We start from the raw sequence: 16,026 nt of genomic DNA on the forward strand, positions 1-16,026 counted from the left end.
GGGCTAAGGAATTGAGCGACGCGGTGAGACACGTGCCGTTCAGGGTCATCGTGATACATGGTGCGCATGGCGGGCCCGAAACGAATTGGTTTCCCTGGCTTCATACCACGCTTGAAGCCGAGGGGATCGAGGTCGTGCGCCCCTGCTTCCCCACCCCTGAAGGACAATCTCTCTCGGCCTGGTTCAACGCCTATGATCTGATGGTCGGATCCTTGCCTTTCGCCCCGACCGTCCTCGTCGGTCACAGCCTCGGCGCGGCATTCGCACTCCGCTTGATCGAGCGGGCCGTCGAGCCGGTTGCCGGCCTTTTCCTGGCAGCGGGCTTCGTCGGTGCGCTTGGCCTTCCCGACTATGACGCCATCAATCACTCGTTTTTCGCCGCGCCGTTCGATTGGCCGGCCATTCGCGAACGGAAGGGGCGCGTATACCGTTGCTGGGCAAGCGACAATGACCCCTATGTCCCCTTGTCCCGCTCGCAAGACATGGCGGCCTGCCTGGAAGCGCCGCTCGACATCGTATCAGGCGCGGAGCATCTCAACAGCGAGACGGGTTTCGTCACCTTTCCCCAAATGCGGGAGGCAATTCTTTCCGCCCTATCCGCGTAGCGGTTTCGGCCATTCTCTCACGCCCCCTACAAGGCTGGTGCGCGTGCCGGCACCGTCTTCAGAAAATCGGTAACTGCCGCTGCCCAGACGGCAGGGTCGGCCCGATAGAGCGTGCCGTGACCGTCGTCACCAAACGGCGGCAGCGCCACGAACCCGACCGGCGCCCGCGCACCGGCGCGATAGGCCTCGTACATCGGCTTGGCGATGGCGCCGAACCATCGGTCGTTTTCGGAAAAGAGCCAGAGTTCGGGCAGTTTGCTGCGCTGGCCCAGCTGCCGCGCCGCCTCGATCAGATTGTCCGCACCGCCGCAGATCTCGCCATTGCCATAGCCGCCGACCCCGCCGGCGAAATCGAGCACGGCCACCACCCCTGGGGGTGGATCCGCGGCAAGCGCAAGGCCGCCGAAGCCGCCGGCCGACTGGCCGACGACGACGATCCGGCTCGGGTCGACGAAGGGTTGCTTCGCGAGATAGGCCACCGTCCCCCGCATATCGATCGCACTCACATACGCGAGGTGGACGAAATCATCGGCACTGCAAGCCTCGGCCCATTCGGCGAGAGCGCCTTGCGACCGTCCCACGCCCCGGCGCAGCGGCACGGCCACGGCATAGCCGTGGGTGACCCACCAGTGAGCCGCGATCTCGAATCCGGGCCGAACCAGCTGGAGGTTCCATTTGTCCGCCGGCAGGCCATGGTTGATCGTGACCAGGGGAAACGGGCCGGCCCCGGCCGGTCGATAGATCATGGTTTCGAGCAGGAAGGCCTCATCCCTGCCGGTATAGGGTCGGACCGGCACCCACCAGAGCTGCGCGCGATCGTCGGCCGTCTCCGGGCCGGCGGGGCCGGCGATCGTGCCCGGCGGCGCCGGTTGGCGCGCGGCGCAGGCGCCGAGCCCCAACGCCAGGATGCCCGCCAGCAGCCCCCTGCGCATCGTCCGTCCTGGACTCATACGAGGCCCAGATAGCGCGCCAGCGCGAGCCGCGGCACCGCGCCCGCGTCGGGGGCCTGGAGCCGGCGGTCGAACGGGTCATGATCGACCCGCGCCAGCCGGTTGCGATAGGCCCGCGCCGTCCGTGCCGACAGGAGCGCCGGGATCGCCTCTCGGGGGATCTGACGCCGCAATTGCGACGCCGCGGCCAAATGTTCGCTCGCCCGATCCGACAGGTGCCGCACGACGGCCTTGACGGCATCCGATCCCTTGCCGGCCAGCAACGCGTCGCGCTCGACCCCCGTTGCCGCCATCAGATCGGCCGGCAGGTAAATCCGGCCCTGTGCGGCATGGAACGGCAGCGCGCGCGCCAGGCCGACCAGGCCCCAGGCGATCCCGACGGAGCGCGCCGCCTCGAACGCCGCCGGCGCGGTCACGTCCAGGATTTCGAGCTGAAGATCGATGAGCCGCGACGAGGTCTTTTCCAGGTAGCGTTCCAACACCGCGAGATTGGCCGGCGGCTCGTCGCCCAGGTCGAACTCGCGGCCGTCGATCAGGGTGTCGAAATGCAGGCGGGTCAGCCGATGGGCCTCGATCGCGGCTGCCAGCGGTTCGACCACTTCATGCCGGCGCGGCGGCTTGCCGGTGTAGATCTCGTCGAGCGCATCGCGCCACCATTGCAGACGGATCTGGCCGATGATCGGCTGGCTGACCGCCTCGCGCACCCGGGCAATCTCCAGATTGAACGCGAGCAGCGCCCAGACCGCCGGGCGCCGGGCGGCAGGCATGAACAGCGAGGCCAGAAACCGGTCATGATCGTGGCGCCGGACGAGTTCGATCGGCGATGCGGGTTCTGGGGAGCGGGGCGGCATGAAACGGAGTCCGATTTCAGAGAAAGCGTTGAGGTCGCATCCTTTTCGCTTCCAAAGCCGGCCGCCGCAACATATCTCCTAGGGTGGGTCATCGGTCGATGGCCCACCCCGACCCGCGCCCGCGGGTGGATCGGTTCCGGCGCCAGGGTGTTCATCCAGCGAGCGGCGCCCCTCCGAGCGGGCGCCGTTCCATTTTCCGGAACCTACCGAACGAGGTCTCCATGGCATTCGAGCTTCCCCCCCTGCCGTACCCGAAGAACGCCCTCGAGCCGCATATGTCGGCCCAAACGTTCGATTTCCACTACGGCAAGCATCACCAGGCCTATGTCACGAACCTGAACAACCTGGTCAAGGACACGCCGGCGGCATCCCAGTCGCTCGAGGAAATCATCCTCGCGTCGGCGAAGGACGAGTCCAAGGTCGGCGTGTTCAACAACGCCGCCCAGGTGTGGAACCACACTTTCTTCTGGCATTGCATGAAGCCCAACGGCGGCGGCGCACCGACCGGGGCGTTGGCCGAGAAGATCGAGAAGGCCTTCGGCGGCCTCGACAAGTTCAAGGAAGCCTTCAAGGCGGCCGCAGTCGGCCAGTTCGGCTCGGGCTGGGCCTGGCTGGTGCTCGACGGCGGCGAGTTGAAGATCGTCAAGACCGCGAATGCGGTCACGCCGATGGTCAACGGCCAGAAGGCGCTGCTGACGGTCGACGTCTGGGAGCACGCCTACTACCTCGACTTCCAGAACCGCCGCCCCGACTTCGTCCAGACCTTCCTGGACAAGCTGGTGAACTGGGACTTCGTCGCCGAGAACCTGGCCAAGGCCTGATCCCGCGGCGCGGACAAAAAAAGCCCCCGACCGGCGACGGTCGGGGGCCCTTTCTTTTGCGCCGACGTTACTTGGTGAGGGCGCCGATCGCGGCACCGGCACCACCACCGATCGCGGCACCGGCGAGCAGGCTGGTGCCGCCGGTCGCGGCCGCGAGAGCCACGCCGCCCACCGCACCGATGGCGCCGCCGGACAACGCGCGCTGCTCCTGACGGCTGAGGTTCGAGCAACCGCCCAGGAGCGCGGCCCCCATCGCGATGACGGCAATCTGTTTCTTCATGATCGATCTCTTCCTGGAAGCGTACGGTCAGCGCGGTCGCGCGACATCGGCGGTTTGATAGGACGTCAGGTCGAAGCGCGGCAGCGGCGCGAACCGGATCGTTCCGGGCGGCGCGTACAGGGTTTCCTGGGCGGGCTTCGATGCGACCCGCGGCACGGATTCGTCGCGGTCCGTGCCGGCTTGTGGCGAGGGTATCAAGGGACGGTCGGCCTCGGTGTGCCAATCGTCGTCGTCGGCCAAGGCCGGCTGCACCATGGCGGATCCAATGCCGGCCAGCATGATCAGCCCGCCCAACAGGGCGATGGCTCTACGACTGCGACGTCTCTCATTGAGAATATTCATCCCGAATGTCCTCCGTCTGATCGACATCATCGACCCAACACTAGACATACGGTTGGAGGCGCAGGATTACGCCGGCGACCCTCGTGTCATAAATCAGGCAAGCGGTAAGTCGCTACTCTGCGGAGACCGGCAGCAGTGCTGCGGCGACCCGCCTGCCCTCGCCCAGCAGCACGCTGTAAGTGCGGCAGGCTGCTCCCGTGTCCATGGCATCAACGACGATGCCTGCCTGTTTCAGCGTGGCGCGCAGGGCCGGAGGCACCAGGGCCATGCGACGACCGCAACCGAGCAGCAGGATCTCGACCTCGCCATGGCCGAGGACGGGCGCCAGGGTCTCTTCGGTCACCGATGCCATCGCGCGCGGCGCCCAGGCGAGGGTCCGGTCGGGAAACAGCAGGATGGCCGAAGGATAGAGCACACCGCTGACCCGGAAGCCGTCGGTGCCATAGCGTTCCAGCACCTGTTTTCCGGCGGGGATGACCGGCGTGACGTCCATCGATCAGGCCTTGGTCGGCTTCGCTCCGGCGGCGGGAGCGGCCTTCTCGTTGCCCCGGCGCGGCCTCACATGCAACAGCAGCGGTGCCGCGATGAACAGCGAGGAATAGGTGCCGATGATGATGCCCCACAGCATCGCGGCACTGAAGCCGCGGATGACCTCGCCACCGAACAGCAGCAGCGCCAGCACCGCCACCGCCGTGACCGACGAGGTCAGCACGGTGCGCGACAGCGTCTCGTTCAGGCTGAGGTCGACCACGCCATCCAATGGCATCGTCTTGAACTTGCGCAGGGTCTCGCGCACGCGATCATAGATGACGACCGTGTCGTTGATCGAATAGCCGGCGATGGTCAGGATCGCGGCCAGGGTGGTCAGATTGAACTCGAGCTGCAGCAGCGAGAACAGGCCCAGCGTCGTGATCACGTCGTGGAAGGTCGACACGATCGCGCCCAGGCCGAATTGCCACTCGAACCGGAACCAGACATAGGCGGCGATCGCCAGGATCGCCAGAACGGTTGCGATCTCGCCGGCCTGGATCAGTTCGCCGCCGACCTTGGGGCCGACCACCTCGGTCCGTCGATATTCGAAACTGGAGCCGAGAGCCGTGCGCACGGTCTCGACGCCTTTCTGCTGGGCGGCATCGTCGCCCGGCTGACGCGGCAGGCGGATCAGCACGTCGTTGGGCGCGCCGAAGCTCTGCAGCGAGACCTCGCCCAGACCCAGGCCATTGAGCGTGGTGCGCATGCCCTCCAGGTCGGCGGCAGGTGTCGCCACCTTCACTTCCATGACGATGCCGCCGCGGAAATCGATGCCGAAATTGAGCCCGCGGGTCGCGAGCAGCCCGATCGACGCGAGCGTCAGCAGGATCGAGATGATGAAGCCCAACGTGTGCAGCTTCACGAACGGAATGTGAGGCGGCTCGCGCAGAAAGACGAAAAGCGGGCGCATATGACTATCGACCTTAGATCGGGAGCGCCTTGGGGCGCGAACGGCGCAGCCACCAGACGACGAGGAGACGGGACACCAGCATCGTGGTGAAGAGCGAGGTCAGGATGCCCAGGCACAAGGTCACCGCGAAGCCCTTGACCGGTCCGGATCCCAGCTCGAACAGCAGAGAACCGGCGATCAGATGGGTGACGTTGGCGTCGATGATCGTGGCATAGGCCCGGCTGAAGCCGTTGTCGATCGCCGAGATCACGCTGCGGCCGTGGCGTGCCTCCTCGCGGATGCGCTCGTTGACCAGCACGTTGGCATCGACCGCCATGCCGAGCGTCAGCGCGATGCCGGCAATGCCCGGCAGGGTCAGCGTGGCACCGAGCGTCGAGAGCGCCGCCAGCAGCAGGCACAGGTTGAAGAACAGCGCGATGTTGGCGTAGATGCCGAACAGGCCGTAGAACACGACCATGAACATGGCGACCAGGCCGACTGCGACCAGGCACGCGGTCGTGCCGGCCCGCACCGAATCGGCGCCCAGATCCGGCCCGACCGTGCGTTCCTCGATGATGGACAGCGACGCCGGCAAAGCGCCGGCGCGCAACAGCAAGGCCAGGTCGTTGGCGCTTTGCACCGTGAAGCTGCCGGAAATCACGCCCGAACCGCCGGTGATTGGCTCGTTGATGACCGGAGCCGAGATCACTTTTTTATCGAGCACGATGGCGAAACGCTTCCGGACATTCGCACGTGTCGCGTCCGCAAAGCGACGCGCACCGACCGAGTCGAACTTGAATTGGATGACCGGAGCGTTGTCTTGAAAACTTGCCGAAGCGCCCGTCAACGATCCGCCGTCGACCATGACGCGCTTGTTGATGACGTATTGCTGCGGCTGGCCCACGCGTCCGGCGCTGATATCTTCGGCTGACAAGAGCTCGTCGCCCGGAGGCAGATGTCCTGCCTTCGCATCTTCGGGCGAGACCGATTCGTCGACCAGTTGAAACGTCATCTTCGCAGTGCGGTTAAGAACGTCCTTCATATGCTGCGGATCGTCGATGCCCGGCAACTGCAGCAGGATGCGATCGTCGCCCTCGCGCTGGATCGTCGGTTCCTTAGTGCCGGTTTCATCGACACGGCGACGGATGATCTCGATCGACTGATCGACAACCTGGTTTTGACGGGCAATCAAGGATTGCTGGGTATAGGCAACCTGAAGCTTGCCGTCAGGCATGCTGGTCGTGGCGAGGTCCGGATCGACCTGGGCGATCAACCCCTTGACCTTGTCCGCGTCGGCAGCATCGCGCAGCGCCACCACCAGATGCTCGTCGTCGACAGCCAGCTGCGTATAGCCGATCTTTTCCTTGAGCAGCGCCGTCCGCAGGCCGTCGAGCGCGCCGTTCAGGCGCTCCTTGTTGACGGACTTCAGATCGACTTCCAGCAGCAGGTGGCTGCCGCCCTGCAGGTCGAGGCCATAGCTGATGCGGTGGGTCGGAACCCAGGACGGCATTGCGTCCAGCGTCTTCTGCGGCACCACGTTGGGCAGCGCCAGCAGCACGCCCAACAGGCAGACGATGACGGTGATCCAGGTCTTCCAGGGTTGGAAAGTGAGCATCGGCTTAGTTCGTCGTATCCGTGGGCTTTACGTCGCCTGCGGCCCGGGCGGCGGCGGCCTTGGTCAGCGGGCGGCGCTTCTTCTGACCGGCGTCGGTCGCAGAATTGGCGTCGGCGTTCTCATCGATCTCGTTGATCTCGCCTTCGATCAGCTGGGTCGTGACGTCCTTGGGCTCGGCCTTGTCCTTGGCGCCCTTGCCGGCCGGTTCCGGCTTCGACAGGATGGTCGAGATCGTGCTGCGCAGGACGCGCGCCTTCACGCCCGGCGCGATTTCGGCCTCGACCTCGTCGTCGCTGATCACGCGGGAGACGCTGGCGATGATGCCGCCGGCCGTCACGATCTTGTCGCCGCGCCGCAGGGCCGCCAGTGCCGTCTTCAACTGCTTCGACCGCTGCTGCTGCGGGCGGATCAGCAGGAAATAGAACACGCCCGCGATCATGATCAGCGGCGCGAACTGGACGAGCTGGGCCTGGAAATCGCTGCCGCCACCAGCAGCGGTTTGCGCGAAGGCGGTCGAGAACAACATGCGAAGCGGACTCCTGAACGCGTAGAACGGTAATCGGGCGCAGCCCAACGGGCCGGCGGCGCAATTGCCGTCCGGAGGGGCGCATAGGTACGAGAAAGGACGGCAAAGAGCAATGGTCGGGAACGACGCGGCAATGCTGCCCCCGCTCGAGGCCCGGTTTCGAGCCCCTGCGACCTATGCTAGCGTCCGTGCCCGCCTCCCTATCCCAGCCGTTTCGTGAGCCCGATGACCCTTTCCCCCGATCGCGACCTTCTGCTGCGCATCGCCGAAGCGCTCGACCGCCTGGCGCCCCCGCCGGCCCCGCCGGTCGACCTGACCCAGGCCGACGCCTTCTCCTGGCATGCCGAAAACGACCGGCTGGTGCCGGTGCCGTCGGTCAGCCGGGTCGACCTCGGCCTGCTGCGCGGCGTAGAGCGCGTGCGCGACATCCTGTTGGACAACACCCAGCAGTTCGCCGGCGGCTTTCCGGCCAACAACGCGCTGCTGTGGGGCTCGCGCGGCATGGGCAAGAGTTCGCTCGTCAAGGCGATCCACGCTGCGGTGCTGGCAGAGATGCCGGCCGACGCGCCCGGCAAGCTGAAGCTGATCGAGATCCATCGCGAGGACATCCCGTCCCTGCCCCGTCTGCTGAACCAGCTGCGCGCCGAGCCGCATTGCTTCATCCTGTTCTGCGACGACCTGTCGTTCGATCATGACGACGCCGCCTACAAGTCGTTGAAGGCGGTGCTGGACGGCGGCATCGAGGGCCGGCCGGCGAACGTCGTACTTTATGCGACCTCGAACCGGCGCCACCTGATGCCGCGCGACATGATCGACAACGAGCGGTCCTCGGCGGTCAACCCGGGCGAGGCGGTCGAGGAGAAGATCTCGCTCAGCGATCGTTTCGGCCTGTGGCTGGGCTTCCACGCCTGCGACCAGCAAACCTACCTGGCGATCATCCGTGGCTATGTCGAGCGCTACGGGCTGGAGATCGACGAGGCCACGCTCGCGGCCGAGGCCAGCGAATGGGCCGTAACGCGCGGCGGCCGGTCCGGCCGCGTCGCCTGGCAATATATCCAAGACTTGGCCGGGCGCCGGCGCCACAAGCTCGAGTAGCCGGTAGAACAAAGTCGCGCAACGATTCCGCCGGACAAGCGTTTGAAGGGTGAAGTACATCGTCCGGAGGAACCGAGAATGCATAAGCACACAAATTCCGCCGCCCGCCTGCTGTTGTCGGCCGCGGCCATGACCTTCGTCGTCGGCCTCGCGGCCTGCGGCAGCGACGCCCCGCCCCCGCCGACCGTGGTCCGGAGCGAGACCACCCGCACCACCACGACACCCGGCTATGTCGTTCCGGCGGCGCCGGTGACCAGCGGCACGACGACGACCCAGTCGACCACGACCTACTGATCGTCGAAGGGTCCCAAGTAAAAGCGGCGCGGTTCACACGAACCGCGCCGCTCTTCTTTTGAGAAAATGGCCGCCGGAGCCGGCAGGCCCGTCGTGGGCACGAGGCGTTGCTTGACCGACGCTTGCCGCCATAGACCGACAAGCCGAAACTCTTCCCAACCTGCGCGACCTGCGAGAAAATCCCCGGGCGGGCGTGCGGCCGTGCGCGTTGCCTGTGGCATCGAAACGAACCTCCAGTGAACGGAGATCTTTTGGGCAACGCGCTTTGTCTTGGCTTCGATTCCAACTATAAATGGGCCCGCGGTAGCCCAGTAGCACCACGGCATGCGAGGCAGAGCGGCGCGCATCTTCAGGTCGACAGCATGGAGAGCGGCGATGATGTCAGGGTCCAGGACCATGCGCGCCCGGCCGGTGCGCCTCATGATAGCGCTCGCCGTGTTCCTGCTGGCGGAGGCGGGGCTTGCTGGTTGCGTCCCCGCCCCACCGGCCAACACTCAATGCTTCGCCCGCACGGTGTCCTCCAGCGAGCAATATTGCGCCGCATCGACGACGGTGAAGGTCGGTAGCATCGCCGATCGATTCTGCGACTCGCGCGGCGTGTGCAACACGACCTATCGGGATCAAATCGAACGCCAATGCAGTGTCTGGGCCACGCGCCCGGTGGATCGCGAGGTCTGCGATCCCATCTGCAACCCGGGCTTCAGCACACTTCCCGGGCTTGGCCCGGAAGCGGGCTGTTACGCGGGGGACGAACTCGCCCGGAAATCCGCCGAGCAGGCGGAGGCCGGGCGCGGCAAACTCGCGGAGATGGCCAAGGCGGGCCTGATCCGGACCAATTGCTATTCGATCCGGGGCGCGAACCAATCGCGTCTCGCGACCAAGCCGAACCAGATCACCGCGTCGGTCAGCGAGGAATACATCGACTACTGGCGGGAGGGCACACGAGCGGCTCCAGCGGTTGACCTCCGGTCGTGGGATGGGCTGAGGACGGCGCTCCTGACGGGCAACTCCTCCCCGCACGCCTGCCTCGTCACCGGGTTCGGAACCCTTCCGATGCCGCAGAACGTCCAATACCTCTTGGTGTCATCGGACCTGGGCGACAATCAGCCGAACACCACCAAGACCCAGAGGTACCTGGAGCTGGTGCCGCGGGCAATGGCCGACAAGTTCGGTGAACAACCCTTCTACGTGCCCCGGGCCCTGCCGCCGGCGAGCTTGGCCGAGGCCTGTGCCGATTTCCTCGCCGGCAAGCGGTCCAGCTACGAAAGAGGTGAATATTTCTATTCGCACGGCGGCGAGAAACGCGATGCCGACCGCGCTGACGTCGCCAGGTATATGCGCGGCGATGAGGATGTCCTGTATCACGTGCGATACTCGCACGGGCTGTGGTGCGTCGGCTTGCATCCCGATCTGTGGGCCAAGGTCGCGACCGGGCTGAAGCAGGACGCAGCCCGCAGCGAACTCGACGATTGGGATTGAGGCGCTACGTCGCTCCGAGGGAGCGGGCGCCAGTCAGTGTGCTCGCTTGACTATTGCACGGGCGCAGGCCGCCCGACCCGAACGGGCGGGCGGCCGTCTTCTTTACTGGGGTTGGACCGTCACGGTGCGCTCGACGGTCGTGGTCTGGGTCGACGGGACGACCACGGTCGGGGCGACCTCCTGGGTCTTGTAGGTCCGCGTCCGTTCGGTCAGCATGCCGTCTTCCTGCGAGGCCGAATGATCGACCCGGACCGTCGTGCTGGTCGGCGGGGCGACCTGATAGATCGGCGCCGGATTGGTCTGGACCGTCGTCATGGTCGAGGACGAACTGATCGGAACATCCTGGGCGACCGCGACGGCCGAGGTCATCAGCAATCCGGCAACGCCGGCGAGCCAAGGCTTAACCATCTTTGATCTCCGTTTTTCATGCCGGGCAAGTGCCCCGGTCATGAGGTAAACAGGATCGAGGGGCTCCGCGTTCCCTTCCCTACGCAGGTACGGTCAGTTGCCGGCGGTCAGTTGGGGCAGATGATCCAGCGGATCGACTGCCTTGGTGCCGCTGCGCAGCTCGAAATGCAGTTGGGGGGCGCCGACGCCGCCGGTGCTGCCGACCCTGGCGATCGCCTGGCCCCGCCGGACCTTGTCGCCCTTCTTCACCAGCAACACCTGGTTATGGGCGTAGGCCGTGACCCAGCCGCCATCATGCTTCAGCAGCAATAGGTTGCCGAACCCGCGCAGCTCGTTGCCGGCATAGGCAACGGTACCGCTCTCGGCCGCGGCGACCGTGGTGCCTTCGGGCGCTGAGATATTGATGCCGTCGTTGTGTGTACCCCCTGCGGCCGGGCCGAAGGTCGACACGATCTGACCGCTGACCGGCCAACCGAACAGCGGCCCGGTCGGCGCCCGATGGGCCTCGACGAGTGCCGAGACCGCCGGGGTCGGTGCCGCAGGTAGCGCATGAGACGCTGGCGCCGGCACGGGCGCGGCACTTTCCGGTTCCGGCGGCGAGACGACGGCTGCCGGCGACGGCGCAGGCTCCGGGACGCTTTCCGGCGGTGGCGCTACCGGTACCGGCACCGGCACCGGACGCTGCGGCAGCGGCGGCGGAACCGGTGCTGCGACCGGTGCCGCCGGCGGCGTCAGGGACTGGGGCGGGCCGGTCGGTGTGGGGACAGACGTCGGCGGCGGCGGGAGTGCGGTCGCGGTCGCGCTGCCTCCGGCCGGGACGGTCGGCGCCGTGACGACCGGTGCGGGACCGACCGGTTGGGCGCCCGCCGGAGGCAGGGCCGAGGGCGTCGGCGCGACCTCCGCGACCTCTGCCACCGACGGCGGCAGGATCAGCGGCTGGCCCAGCTTGATCGTGTAGGGCGGGTCGATATGGTTGGTACGGGCCAGGCTCGCGGCCTCGACATCGTAGCGCCGGGCGACGGAATAGAGCGTTTCGCCTTGCTGCACGATGTGCTGGCGCGTGCGCGGCAGGGTCAGCACCTGCCCTGCCTGGACGCGATAAGGCGGTTGCAGGTTGTTGGCGTCGATCAGCGAGCGCACCGGAACGCCGGACCGGCGCGAAATGGCATAGAGCGTTTCGCCCTGCTGGACGGTCGCCCGCCCGCCGGCGGTTTCCAGAATGCCGGCCTGGGTGACCGGGACCGTGTTGACCGGCCCGAGCGGCCGCTGGCCGCCGTTGCCGCCATCGTAGATCGGCGCGGGGTTGGTCGATTCATGGCACCCGGCCAGCAGAATCACTGCCAGCAAGCCGAACCGGGATCGCGGGGCGCTCACGGCGATGCCGCCTCGGCGGTGCTGCGCGGGTTGCGCGGCAGGCCCTCGACCAACGGCACGAAGCGCACGGCCCCCAACTCCTCGGTCTCGAAACCGTCTTCGGTCCGCCGCATGCGGACCAGCATCTGCCGGCCCTTCTCCTCGCCGACCGGCGCTACCAGCACGCCGCCGGGGGCGAGCAATTCCGGCAGGCTCGCCGGCAGCTTGGCGGCGGCGGCGGTCACCAGGATCCGGTCGAATGGCGCCGGCTCCGGCCAGCCCTTGGTGCCGTCGCCGAAGCGGCTGGTGACGTTGCCGAGCCGGAGTGCCGCAAACCGCTTGTTCGCTTCTTGCAGCAGCGCCTGATGACGCTCGATGGTGAAGACCCGGCGACACAGCGGCGCCAGCACGGCGGTCTGGTATCCGGAGCCGGTGCCGATCTCCAGTACCTTGTGGCGATCGGTCAGTTCCAGGGCGACCGTCATCAGCGCCACGACCAGCGGCTGGCTGATCGTCTGGCCATGGCCGATCGGCAGGGCGACATTGTCCCAGGCATGCTCCAGGAACGCAGCCGGTACGAACTGGTCGCGCGGCACGCGGCCGATGGCCGCCAACACCCGCTCGTCGGCGATACCGGCGCGCCGCAACTCTTCGATCAAACGCGCCGCGGAGACCGACAAGGGCGAGCGCGCGCGCCCGGTCACGGGAACAGCTCGCCCAACTCGGCGAGCGCCGCCTGATGCGTCAGGTTGAGAAAAGCCGGCGTCACCGCCACATAACCCTGGGCCACGGCCCAGATGTCCGTGCCCGGCTTTTCCGCATCCTCGTCCCGGTTCGGGCCGATCCAGTAATAGGGTCGTCCCCGCGGATCGGTCGCGCCGACGATGTTGCCGCCAAGCTTACGCTGACCCTGGGCCGTCGCCTTCACGCCGCGGATTTCATTGGCCGGCAGGTTGGGCACATTCACATTGACCAGCGTATTGGCCGGCCAGGGCGCGCCGGCGAGGGCACGGATCACTCCCGGCAGATGGACCGCCGCCGCGTCCCAGATCGGCTTTTGCCCATTGACCGTGGCCAGGCTGAACGCGATCGACGGCACCTCGAGCAGGGTGCCCTCCATCGCGACCGCAACCGTGCCGGAATAGGTCATGTCCTCGCCCATGTTGCCGCCGAGGTTGACGCCCGACAGCAGCAGGGTCGGCCGCCGTTTGCGCATGATTTCGTTGATCGCCAGCAGCACGCAGTCGGTCGGCGTGCCGTCGACTGAGAAACGTTTTGGACCCAGCTTGCGGATGCGCAATGGCTGGCGAAGCGTCAGCGAATGGCTGGCGCCGCTCTGCTCCCGCTCCGGTGCCACGATCCAGACATCCTTGCTGAGCGACCGCGCGATGCGCTCCAGTACCTTGAGGCCGGGCGCGTCGATGCCGTCATCGTTCGACAGCAGGATGCGGGCTTGGGCGAGGTCGATCGGAATGTGCGGCATCAGGCGACGATGCTCTCCAGCCCGCCCATGTAGGGCCGGAGCGCCTCCGGCACCTCGATCGTGCCGTTGCCCTGCTGATAATTCTCCAGCACCGCCACCATGGTGCGGCCGACGGCAAGGCCGGAGCCGTTCAAGGTGTGGACGTTCCGGTTGCCCTTGCCCTCGGTCGTGCGGAAGCGCGTCTTCATGCGCCGGGCCTGGAACTCGCCGCAATTGGAGCAGCTCGAGATCTCGCGATAGGCCTGCTGCCCGGGTAGCCAGACCTCGAGGTCATAGGTCTTGCGCGCGCCGAAACCCATATCGCCGGCACAGAGCAGCATGACCCGATAGGGCAGTTTCAGCTTCTGCAGGATGGTCTCGGCCGCGAGTGTCATCCGCTCGTGTTCCGCCTCGGACTGGTCCGGGTGCGCGATCGAGACCATCTCGACCTTCGAGAACTGGTGCTGGCGGATCATGCCGCGCGTGTCGCGGCCGGCAGAGCCCGCCTCGCTGCGGAAGCACGGCGTGAAGGCGGTCCAACGCAGCGGCAGCGCCGCCTCGTCCAGGATCTCGTCCGCCGTCAGGTTGGTCAGCGGCACCTCGGCGGTCGGTATCAACCAGCGCCCATCCGTCGTCTGGAACAGGTCTTCGCGGAACTTCGGCAGCTGGTTGGTGCCGAACACGGCCGCGTCGTTGACCAGGACCGGCGGCGCCACCTCGGTATAGCCGAACTCGAGCGTGTGGGTGTCGAGCATGAAGGCGCCGAGTGCACGCTCCATGCGCGCGAGCGCGCCCTTCAGCACCGTGAAGCGAGCGCCGGCGAGCTTGGCGGCCCGGCCGAAATCCATCAGGCCCAGCGCCTCGCCCAGCTCGAAATGCTGCTTCGGCTGGAAAGCGAAATCGCGCGGATCGCCCCAGCGCCGGATTTCGACGTTGCCCTGCTCGTCGGCGCCGTCGGGCACCTCGGACGCGGGCAGGTTCGGCAGCGACGCCAGAAGGCGGTCCAATTCCTCGCCCAGCCGGCGGTCGTCGGCTTCGAGCACGGCCATGCGCTCTTTCATCGCGGCGACTTCAGCCATGATCGCCTCGACCGGCTCGCCCCGGCTTTTGGCAATGCCGATGCCGCGCGACAGTTCGTTGCGCCTGGTCTGGATCTCCTGCAACTCGGTCTGGGCCGCGCGCCGTTCGGCGTCGAATGCCAGAATGCGCGACGAATGGGGTGGCAGGCCGCGCCGGCCGAGTCCCCGGTCGAATTCGGCAGCGGCGTCGCGGATCGACTTCAAATCATGCATGGCGACAAGCTATCAGGCTGGACGGGAAAAATCTTCACGGGGCGCCTCACCTAGAGCTTGGCCAGGTCGGCGGCCGCGGCTTCGGCACGCTTCGCCTTGCCGCGCTCGACCAGGCGGCAGCTCCAGATCGAGATCTCGTAGAGCAGCAGCAGCGGAACGGCGAGCCCGCACATGCTGATGGCGTCAGGCGGCGTCAGCAGGGCGGCGATGACGAAATTGATGAACACCGCATAGCGCCGCTTCTCGGCCAGGAATTTCGAGCTGACGAGCCCGACCCGGGCCATCAGGGTCAAAGCGACCGGCATCTGGAACGCGGCACCGAATGCGAAGATCAGGGTCAGGACCAGCGACAGGTATTCGCTGACCTTCGGATCGGCCTCGATCGGCAGGCTGCCGGGGCTGCCCGCGGACTCGAAGCTGAGGAAGAAGTGCCAGGCGGTCGGGAAGATCAGATAGTAGACCAGGGCCGCGCCCATGAAGAACAGGATCGGCGTCGCCACCAGGTACGGCAGGAACGCGCCCCGCTCGGTCTTGTACAGACCCGGCGCCACGAACATCCAGATCTGGGTCGCAATGATCGGAAAGGCCAGGAAGCAGGCGGCCCAGAACGCGACCTTGACCCGGGTGACGAAGGCTTCGGTCAGCGCCGTGTAGATCAGGTGCCGCCCCGGCTGGCCCGCCAGTTGGTCGGCCAGCGGACGCACCAGGAAATCATAGATGTCGGCGCTGAAATAATAGCAGAACGCCCAGCACACCATGAGACCGGACAGCGAATAGATGAGGCGCTTGCGCAGTTCGATCAAATGTTCGATCAGCGACATGCGGCCGTCGTCGAGCTCGTCGCTCATGGTGCGGGCGGAGTCCTATGCAAATCGGGCGGCACGTCCGTGTCCGGCCCGGGAATGTCGGCGGGGGCCGGCGACGCGGGCCGTTCGGTCGCGGGATTGAGGATCGAATGCCCGCTTTCGGTGGGCAGGGCGCCGATCGCCGATCCCTCGACGGTCGGTGGCGGGGCCACTGCCTCCTGGGCGAGCGGACCGCCGAGCGGTTCGGCCATGGCGGCACGGATTTCGCCGCCGGAATCGACCGCATCCCGCATGGCCTGCTTCAGATCGTCGACACCGGCGGCCTTGGCGGCCTGCTCGCGGATCTCGTTCAGCTCGGAATCGCGGATCATGTCGTCGACGCTGTTCTGGAACTCCCGCGCCATCAGACGGGCGCGGCGAACCATGA

The 16,026-nt window shown here is 66.7% G+C and carries 19 protein-coding genes and 1 pseudogene; 5 read left to right on the forward strand and 15 right to left on the reverse strand.

Annotated elements, in window-relative coordinates; all coding sequences use genetic code 11:
- Positions 1–11: 11 nt before the first annotated feature.
- Positions 12–605: an RBBP9/YdeN family alpha/beta hydrolase gene (locus VGV37_RS01605; protein ID WP_326877855.1), complete on the forward strand. Its 594-nt coding sequence runs from the start codon at positions 12–14 to the stop codon at positions 603–605.
- Positions 606–631: 26 nt separating this feature from the next.
- On the opposite strand, the gene VGV37_RS01610 is transcribed toward VGV37_RS01605, so the two are convergent.
- Together VGV37_RS01610 and VGV37_RS01615 are read right to left on the reverse strand one after the other, a co-directional pair.
- Entirely contained in the window at positions 632–1,537 is a 906-nt protein-coding gene (locus VGV37_RS01610; RefSeq protein WP_326877856.1) for an alpha/beta hydrolase family protein, read from the reverse strand.
- Positions 1,538–1,551: 14 nt separating this feature from the next.
- The gene (locus VGV37_RS01615; RefSeq protein ID WP_326877857.1) at positions 1,552–2,406 is read right to left on the reverse strand and encodes a phytoene/squalene synthase family protein; all 855 of its coding nucleotides are present in this window, start codon (positions 2,404–2,406) and stop codon (positions 1,552–1,554) included.
- Positions 2,407–2,627: 221 nt separating this feature from the next.
- On the opposite strand from VGV37_RS01615, the gene VGV37_RS01620 reads away from it, so the two are divergent.
- Positions 2,628–3,227, forward strand: a complete 600-nt coding sequence (locus tag VGV37_RS01620; RefSeq protein ID WP_326877858.1) for a superoxide dismutase — start codon at positions 2,628–2,630, stop codon at positions 3,225–3,227.
- Positions 3,228–3,294: 67 nt separating this feature from the next.
- Here the strand turns inward: VGV37_RS01620 and VGV37_RS01625 are convergent, their stop codons facing one another.
- The 6 genes from VGV37_RS01625 to yajC form a co-directional block, all read right to left on the reverse strand.
- Positions 3,295–3,507 carry a hypothetical protein gene (locus VGV37_RS01625; RefSeq protein WP_326877859.1) on the reverse strand — a complete coding sequence of 71 codons (213 nt, stop codon included), beginning with the start codon at positions 3,505–3,507 and terminating at the stop codon, positions 3,295–3,297.
- Positions 3,508–3,534: 27 nt separating this feature from the next.
- Complete coding sequence (locus VGV37_RS01630; protein ID WP_326877860.1) at positions 3,535–3,879, reverse strand: hypothetical protein; 345 nt, start codon at positions 3,877–3,879, stop codon at positions 3,535–3,537.
- 82 nt (positions 3,880–3,961) lie between these two features.
- The gene (locus VGV37_RS01635; RefSeq protein WP_326877861.1) at positions 3,962–4,342 is read right to left on the reverse strand and encodes an Mth938-like domain-containing protein; all 381 of its coding nucleotides are present in this window, start codon (positions 4,340–4,342) and stop codon (positions 3,962–3,964) included.
- A 3-nt stretch (positions 4,343–4,345) separates the two neighbouring features.
- Positions 4,346–5,290, reverse strand: a complete 945-nt coding sequence (gene secF, locus VGV37_RS01640) for a protein translocase subunit SecF (RefSeq protein ID WP_326877862.1) — start codon at positions 5,288–5,290, stop codon at positions 4,346–4,348.
- A gap of 13 nt (positions 5,291–5,303) precedes the next feature.
- The gene (gene secD / locus VGV37_RS01645; protein ID WP_326877863.1) at positions 5,304–6,884 is read right to left on the reverse strand and encodes a protein translocase subunit SecD; all 1,581 of its coding nucleotides are present in this window, start codon (positions 6,882–6,884) and stop codon (positions 5,304–5,306) included.
- Positions 6,885–6,888: 4 nt separating this feature from the next.
- Positions 6,889–7,410: a preprotein translocase subunit YajC gene (yajC, locus tag VGV37_RS01650; protein WP_326877864.1), complete on the reverse strand. Its 522-nt coding sequence runs from the start codon at positions 7,408–7,410 to the stop codon at positions 6,889–6,891.
- A 225-nt stretch (positions 7,411–7,635) separates the two neighbouring features.
- On the opposite strand from yajC, the gene VGV37_RS01655 reads away from it, so the two are divergent.
- The 3 genes from VGV37_RS01655 (at position 7,636) to VGV37_RS01665 (ending at position 10,278) form a co-directional block, all read left to right on the forward strand.
- A complete protein-coding gene (locus tag VGV37_RS01655) occupies positions 7,636–8,505 on the forward strand; it encodes an ATP-binding protein (protein ID WP_326877865.1) in 870 nt (289 codons plus the stop codon).
- 78 nt (positions 8,506–8,583) lie between these two features.
- Positions 8,584–8,799, forward strand: a complete 216-nt coding sequence (locus VGV37_RS01660) for a hypothetical protein (RefSeq protein ID WP_326877866.1) — start codon at positions 8,584–8,586, stop codon at positions 8,797–8,799.
- A 396-nt stretch (positions 8,800–9,195) separates the two neighbouring features.
- A complete protein-coding gene (locus tag VGV37_RS01665; protein WP_326877867.1) occupies positions 9,196–10,278 on the forward strand; it encodes a hypothetical protein in 1,083 nt (360 codons plus the stop codon).
- A gap of 102 nt (positions 10,279–10,380) precedes the next feature.
- Here the strand turns inward: VGV37_RS01665 and VGV37_RS01670 are convergent, their stop codons facing one another.
- The 7 genes and pseudogenes from VGV37_RS01670 to VGV37_RS01700 form a co-directional block, all read right to left on the reverse strand.
- Positions 10,381–10,686: a hypothetical protein gene (locus tag VGV37_RS01670; RefSeq protein ID WP_326877868.1), complete on the reverse strand. Its 306-nt coding sequence runs from the start codon at positions 10,684–10,686 to the stop codon at positions 10,381–10,383.
- A 93-nt stretch (positions 10,687–10,779) separates the two neighbouring features.
- A complete protein-coding gene (locus VGV37_RS01675) occupies positions 10,780–12,060 on the reverse strand; it encodes a LysM peptidoglycan-binding domain-containing M23 family metallopeptidase (RefSeq protein ID WP_326877869.1) in 1,281 nt (426 codons plus the stop codon).
- The gene (locus VGV37_RS01680) at positions 12,057–12,719 is read right to left on the reverse strand and encodes a protein-L-isoaspartate(D-aspartate) O-methyltransferase (protein WP_326877873.1); all 663 of its coding nucleotides are present in this window, start codon (positions 12,717–12,719) and stop codon (positions 12,057–12,059) included. Before VGV37_RS01680 ends, VGV37_RS01675 begins: the two co-directional genes overlap by 4 nt.
- A gap of 20 nt (positions 12,720–12,739) precedes the next feature.
- Complete coding sequence (surE, locus tag VGV37_RS01685) at positions 12,740–13,522, reverse strand: 5'/3'-nucleotidase SurE (protein WP_326877870.1); 783 nt, start codon at positions 13,520–13,522, stop codon at positions 12,740–12,742.
- Positions 13,522–14,793, reverse strand: a complete 1,272-nt coding sequence (gene serS / locus VGV37_RS01690) for a serine--tRNA ligase (protein WP_326877871.1) — start codon at positions 14,791–14,793, stop codon at positions 13,522–13,524. Before serS ends, surE begins: the two co-directional genes overlap by 1 nt.
- Before the next feature lie 50 nt (positions 14,794–14,843).
- Positions 14,844–15,641 (reverse strand): twin-arginine translocase subunit TatC, encoded by a 798-nt coding sequence (gene tatC / locus VGV37_RS01695; RefSeq protein ID WP_326877872.1) that lies wholly within the window; start codon positions 15,639–15,641, stop codon positions 14,844–14,846.
- A pseudogene (locus tag VGV37_RS01700) lies at positions 15,638–16,026 on the reverse strand (hypothetical protein); the annotation flags it as partial. The gene tatC and the pseudogene VGV37_RS01700, both read right to left, overlap by 4 nt.

Source organism: Aliidongia sp. (assembly GCF_035943795.1).
GTDB lineage: Bacteria > Pseudomonadota > Alphaproteobacteria > ATCC43930 > CGMCC-115725 > Aliidongia.

What these genes read in the sequence shown, in the direction of transcription:
- VGV37_RS01610 (WP_326877856.1), bottom strand. Translation starts at nt 1,537, where the DNA reads ATGCGCAGGGGGCTGCTGGCGGGCATCCTGGCGTTGGGGCTCGGCGCC.
- VGV37_RS01615 (WP_326877857.1), bottom strand. Translation starts at nt 2,406, where the DNA reads ATGCCGCCCCGCTCCCCAGAACCCGCATCGCCGATCGAACTCGTCCGG.
- VGV37_RS01620 (WP_326877858.1), top strand. Translation starts at nt 2,628, where the DNA reads ATGGCATTCGAGCTTCCCCCCCTGCCGTACCCGAAGAACGCCCTCGAG.
- VGV37_RS01625 (WP_326877859.1), bottom strand. Translation starts at nt 3,507, where the DNA reads ATGAAGAAACAGATTGCCGTCATCGCGATGGGGGCCGCGCTCCTGGGC.
- VGV37_RS01630 (WP_326877860.1), bottom strand. Translation starts at nt 3,879, where the DNA reads ATGATGTCGATCAGACGGAGGACATTCGGGATGAATATTCTCAATGAG.
- VGV37_RS01635 (WP_326877861.1), bottom strand. Translation starts at nt 4,342, where the DNA reads ATGGACGTCACGCCGGTCATCCCCGCCGGAAAACAGGTGCTGGAACGC.
- secF (WP_326877862.1), bottom strand. Translation starts at nt 5,290, where the DNA reads ATGCGCCCGCTTTTCGTCTTTCTGCGCGAGCCGCCTCACATTCCGTTC.
- secD (WP_326877863.1), bottom strand. Translation starts at nt 6,884, where the DNA reads ATGCTCACTTTCCAACCCTGGAAGACCTGGATCACCGTCATCGTCTGC.
- yajC (WP_326877864.1), bottom strand. Translation starts at nt 7,410, where the DNA reads ATGTTGTTCTCGACCGCCTTCGCGCAAACCGCTGCTGGTGGCGGCAGC.
- VGV37_RS01655 (WP_326877865.1), top strand. Translation starts at nt 7,636, where the DNA reads ATGACCCTTTCCCCCGATCGCGACCTTCTGCTGCGCATCGCCGAAGCG.
- VGV37_RS01660 (WP_326877866.1), top strand. Translation starts at nt 8,584, where the DNA reads ATGCATAAGCACACAAATTCCGCCGCCCGCCTGCTGTTGTCGGCCGCG.
- VGV37_RS01665 (WP_326877867.1), top strand. Translation starts at nt 9,196, where the DNA reads ATGCGCGCCCGGCCGGTGCGCCTCATGATAGCGCTCGCCGTGTTCCTG.
- VGV37_RS01670 (WP_326877868.1), bottom strand. Translation starts at nt 10,686, where the DNA reads ATGGTTAAGCCTTGGCTCGCCGGCGTTGCCGGATTGCTGATGACCTCG.
- surE (WP_326877870.1), bottom strand. Translation starts at nt 13,522, where the DNA reads ATGCCGCACATTCCGATCGACCTCGCCCAAGCCCGCATCCTGCTGTCG.
- serS (WP_326877871.1), bottom strand. Translation starts at nt 14,793, where the DNA reads ATGCATGATTTGAAGTCGATCCGCGACGCCGCTGCCGAATTCGACCGG.
- tatC (WP_326877872.1), bottom strand. Translation starts at nt 15,641, where the DNA reads ATGAGCGACGAGCTCGACGACGGCCGCATGTCGCTGATCGAACATTTG.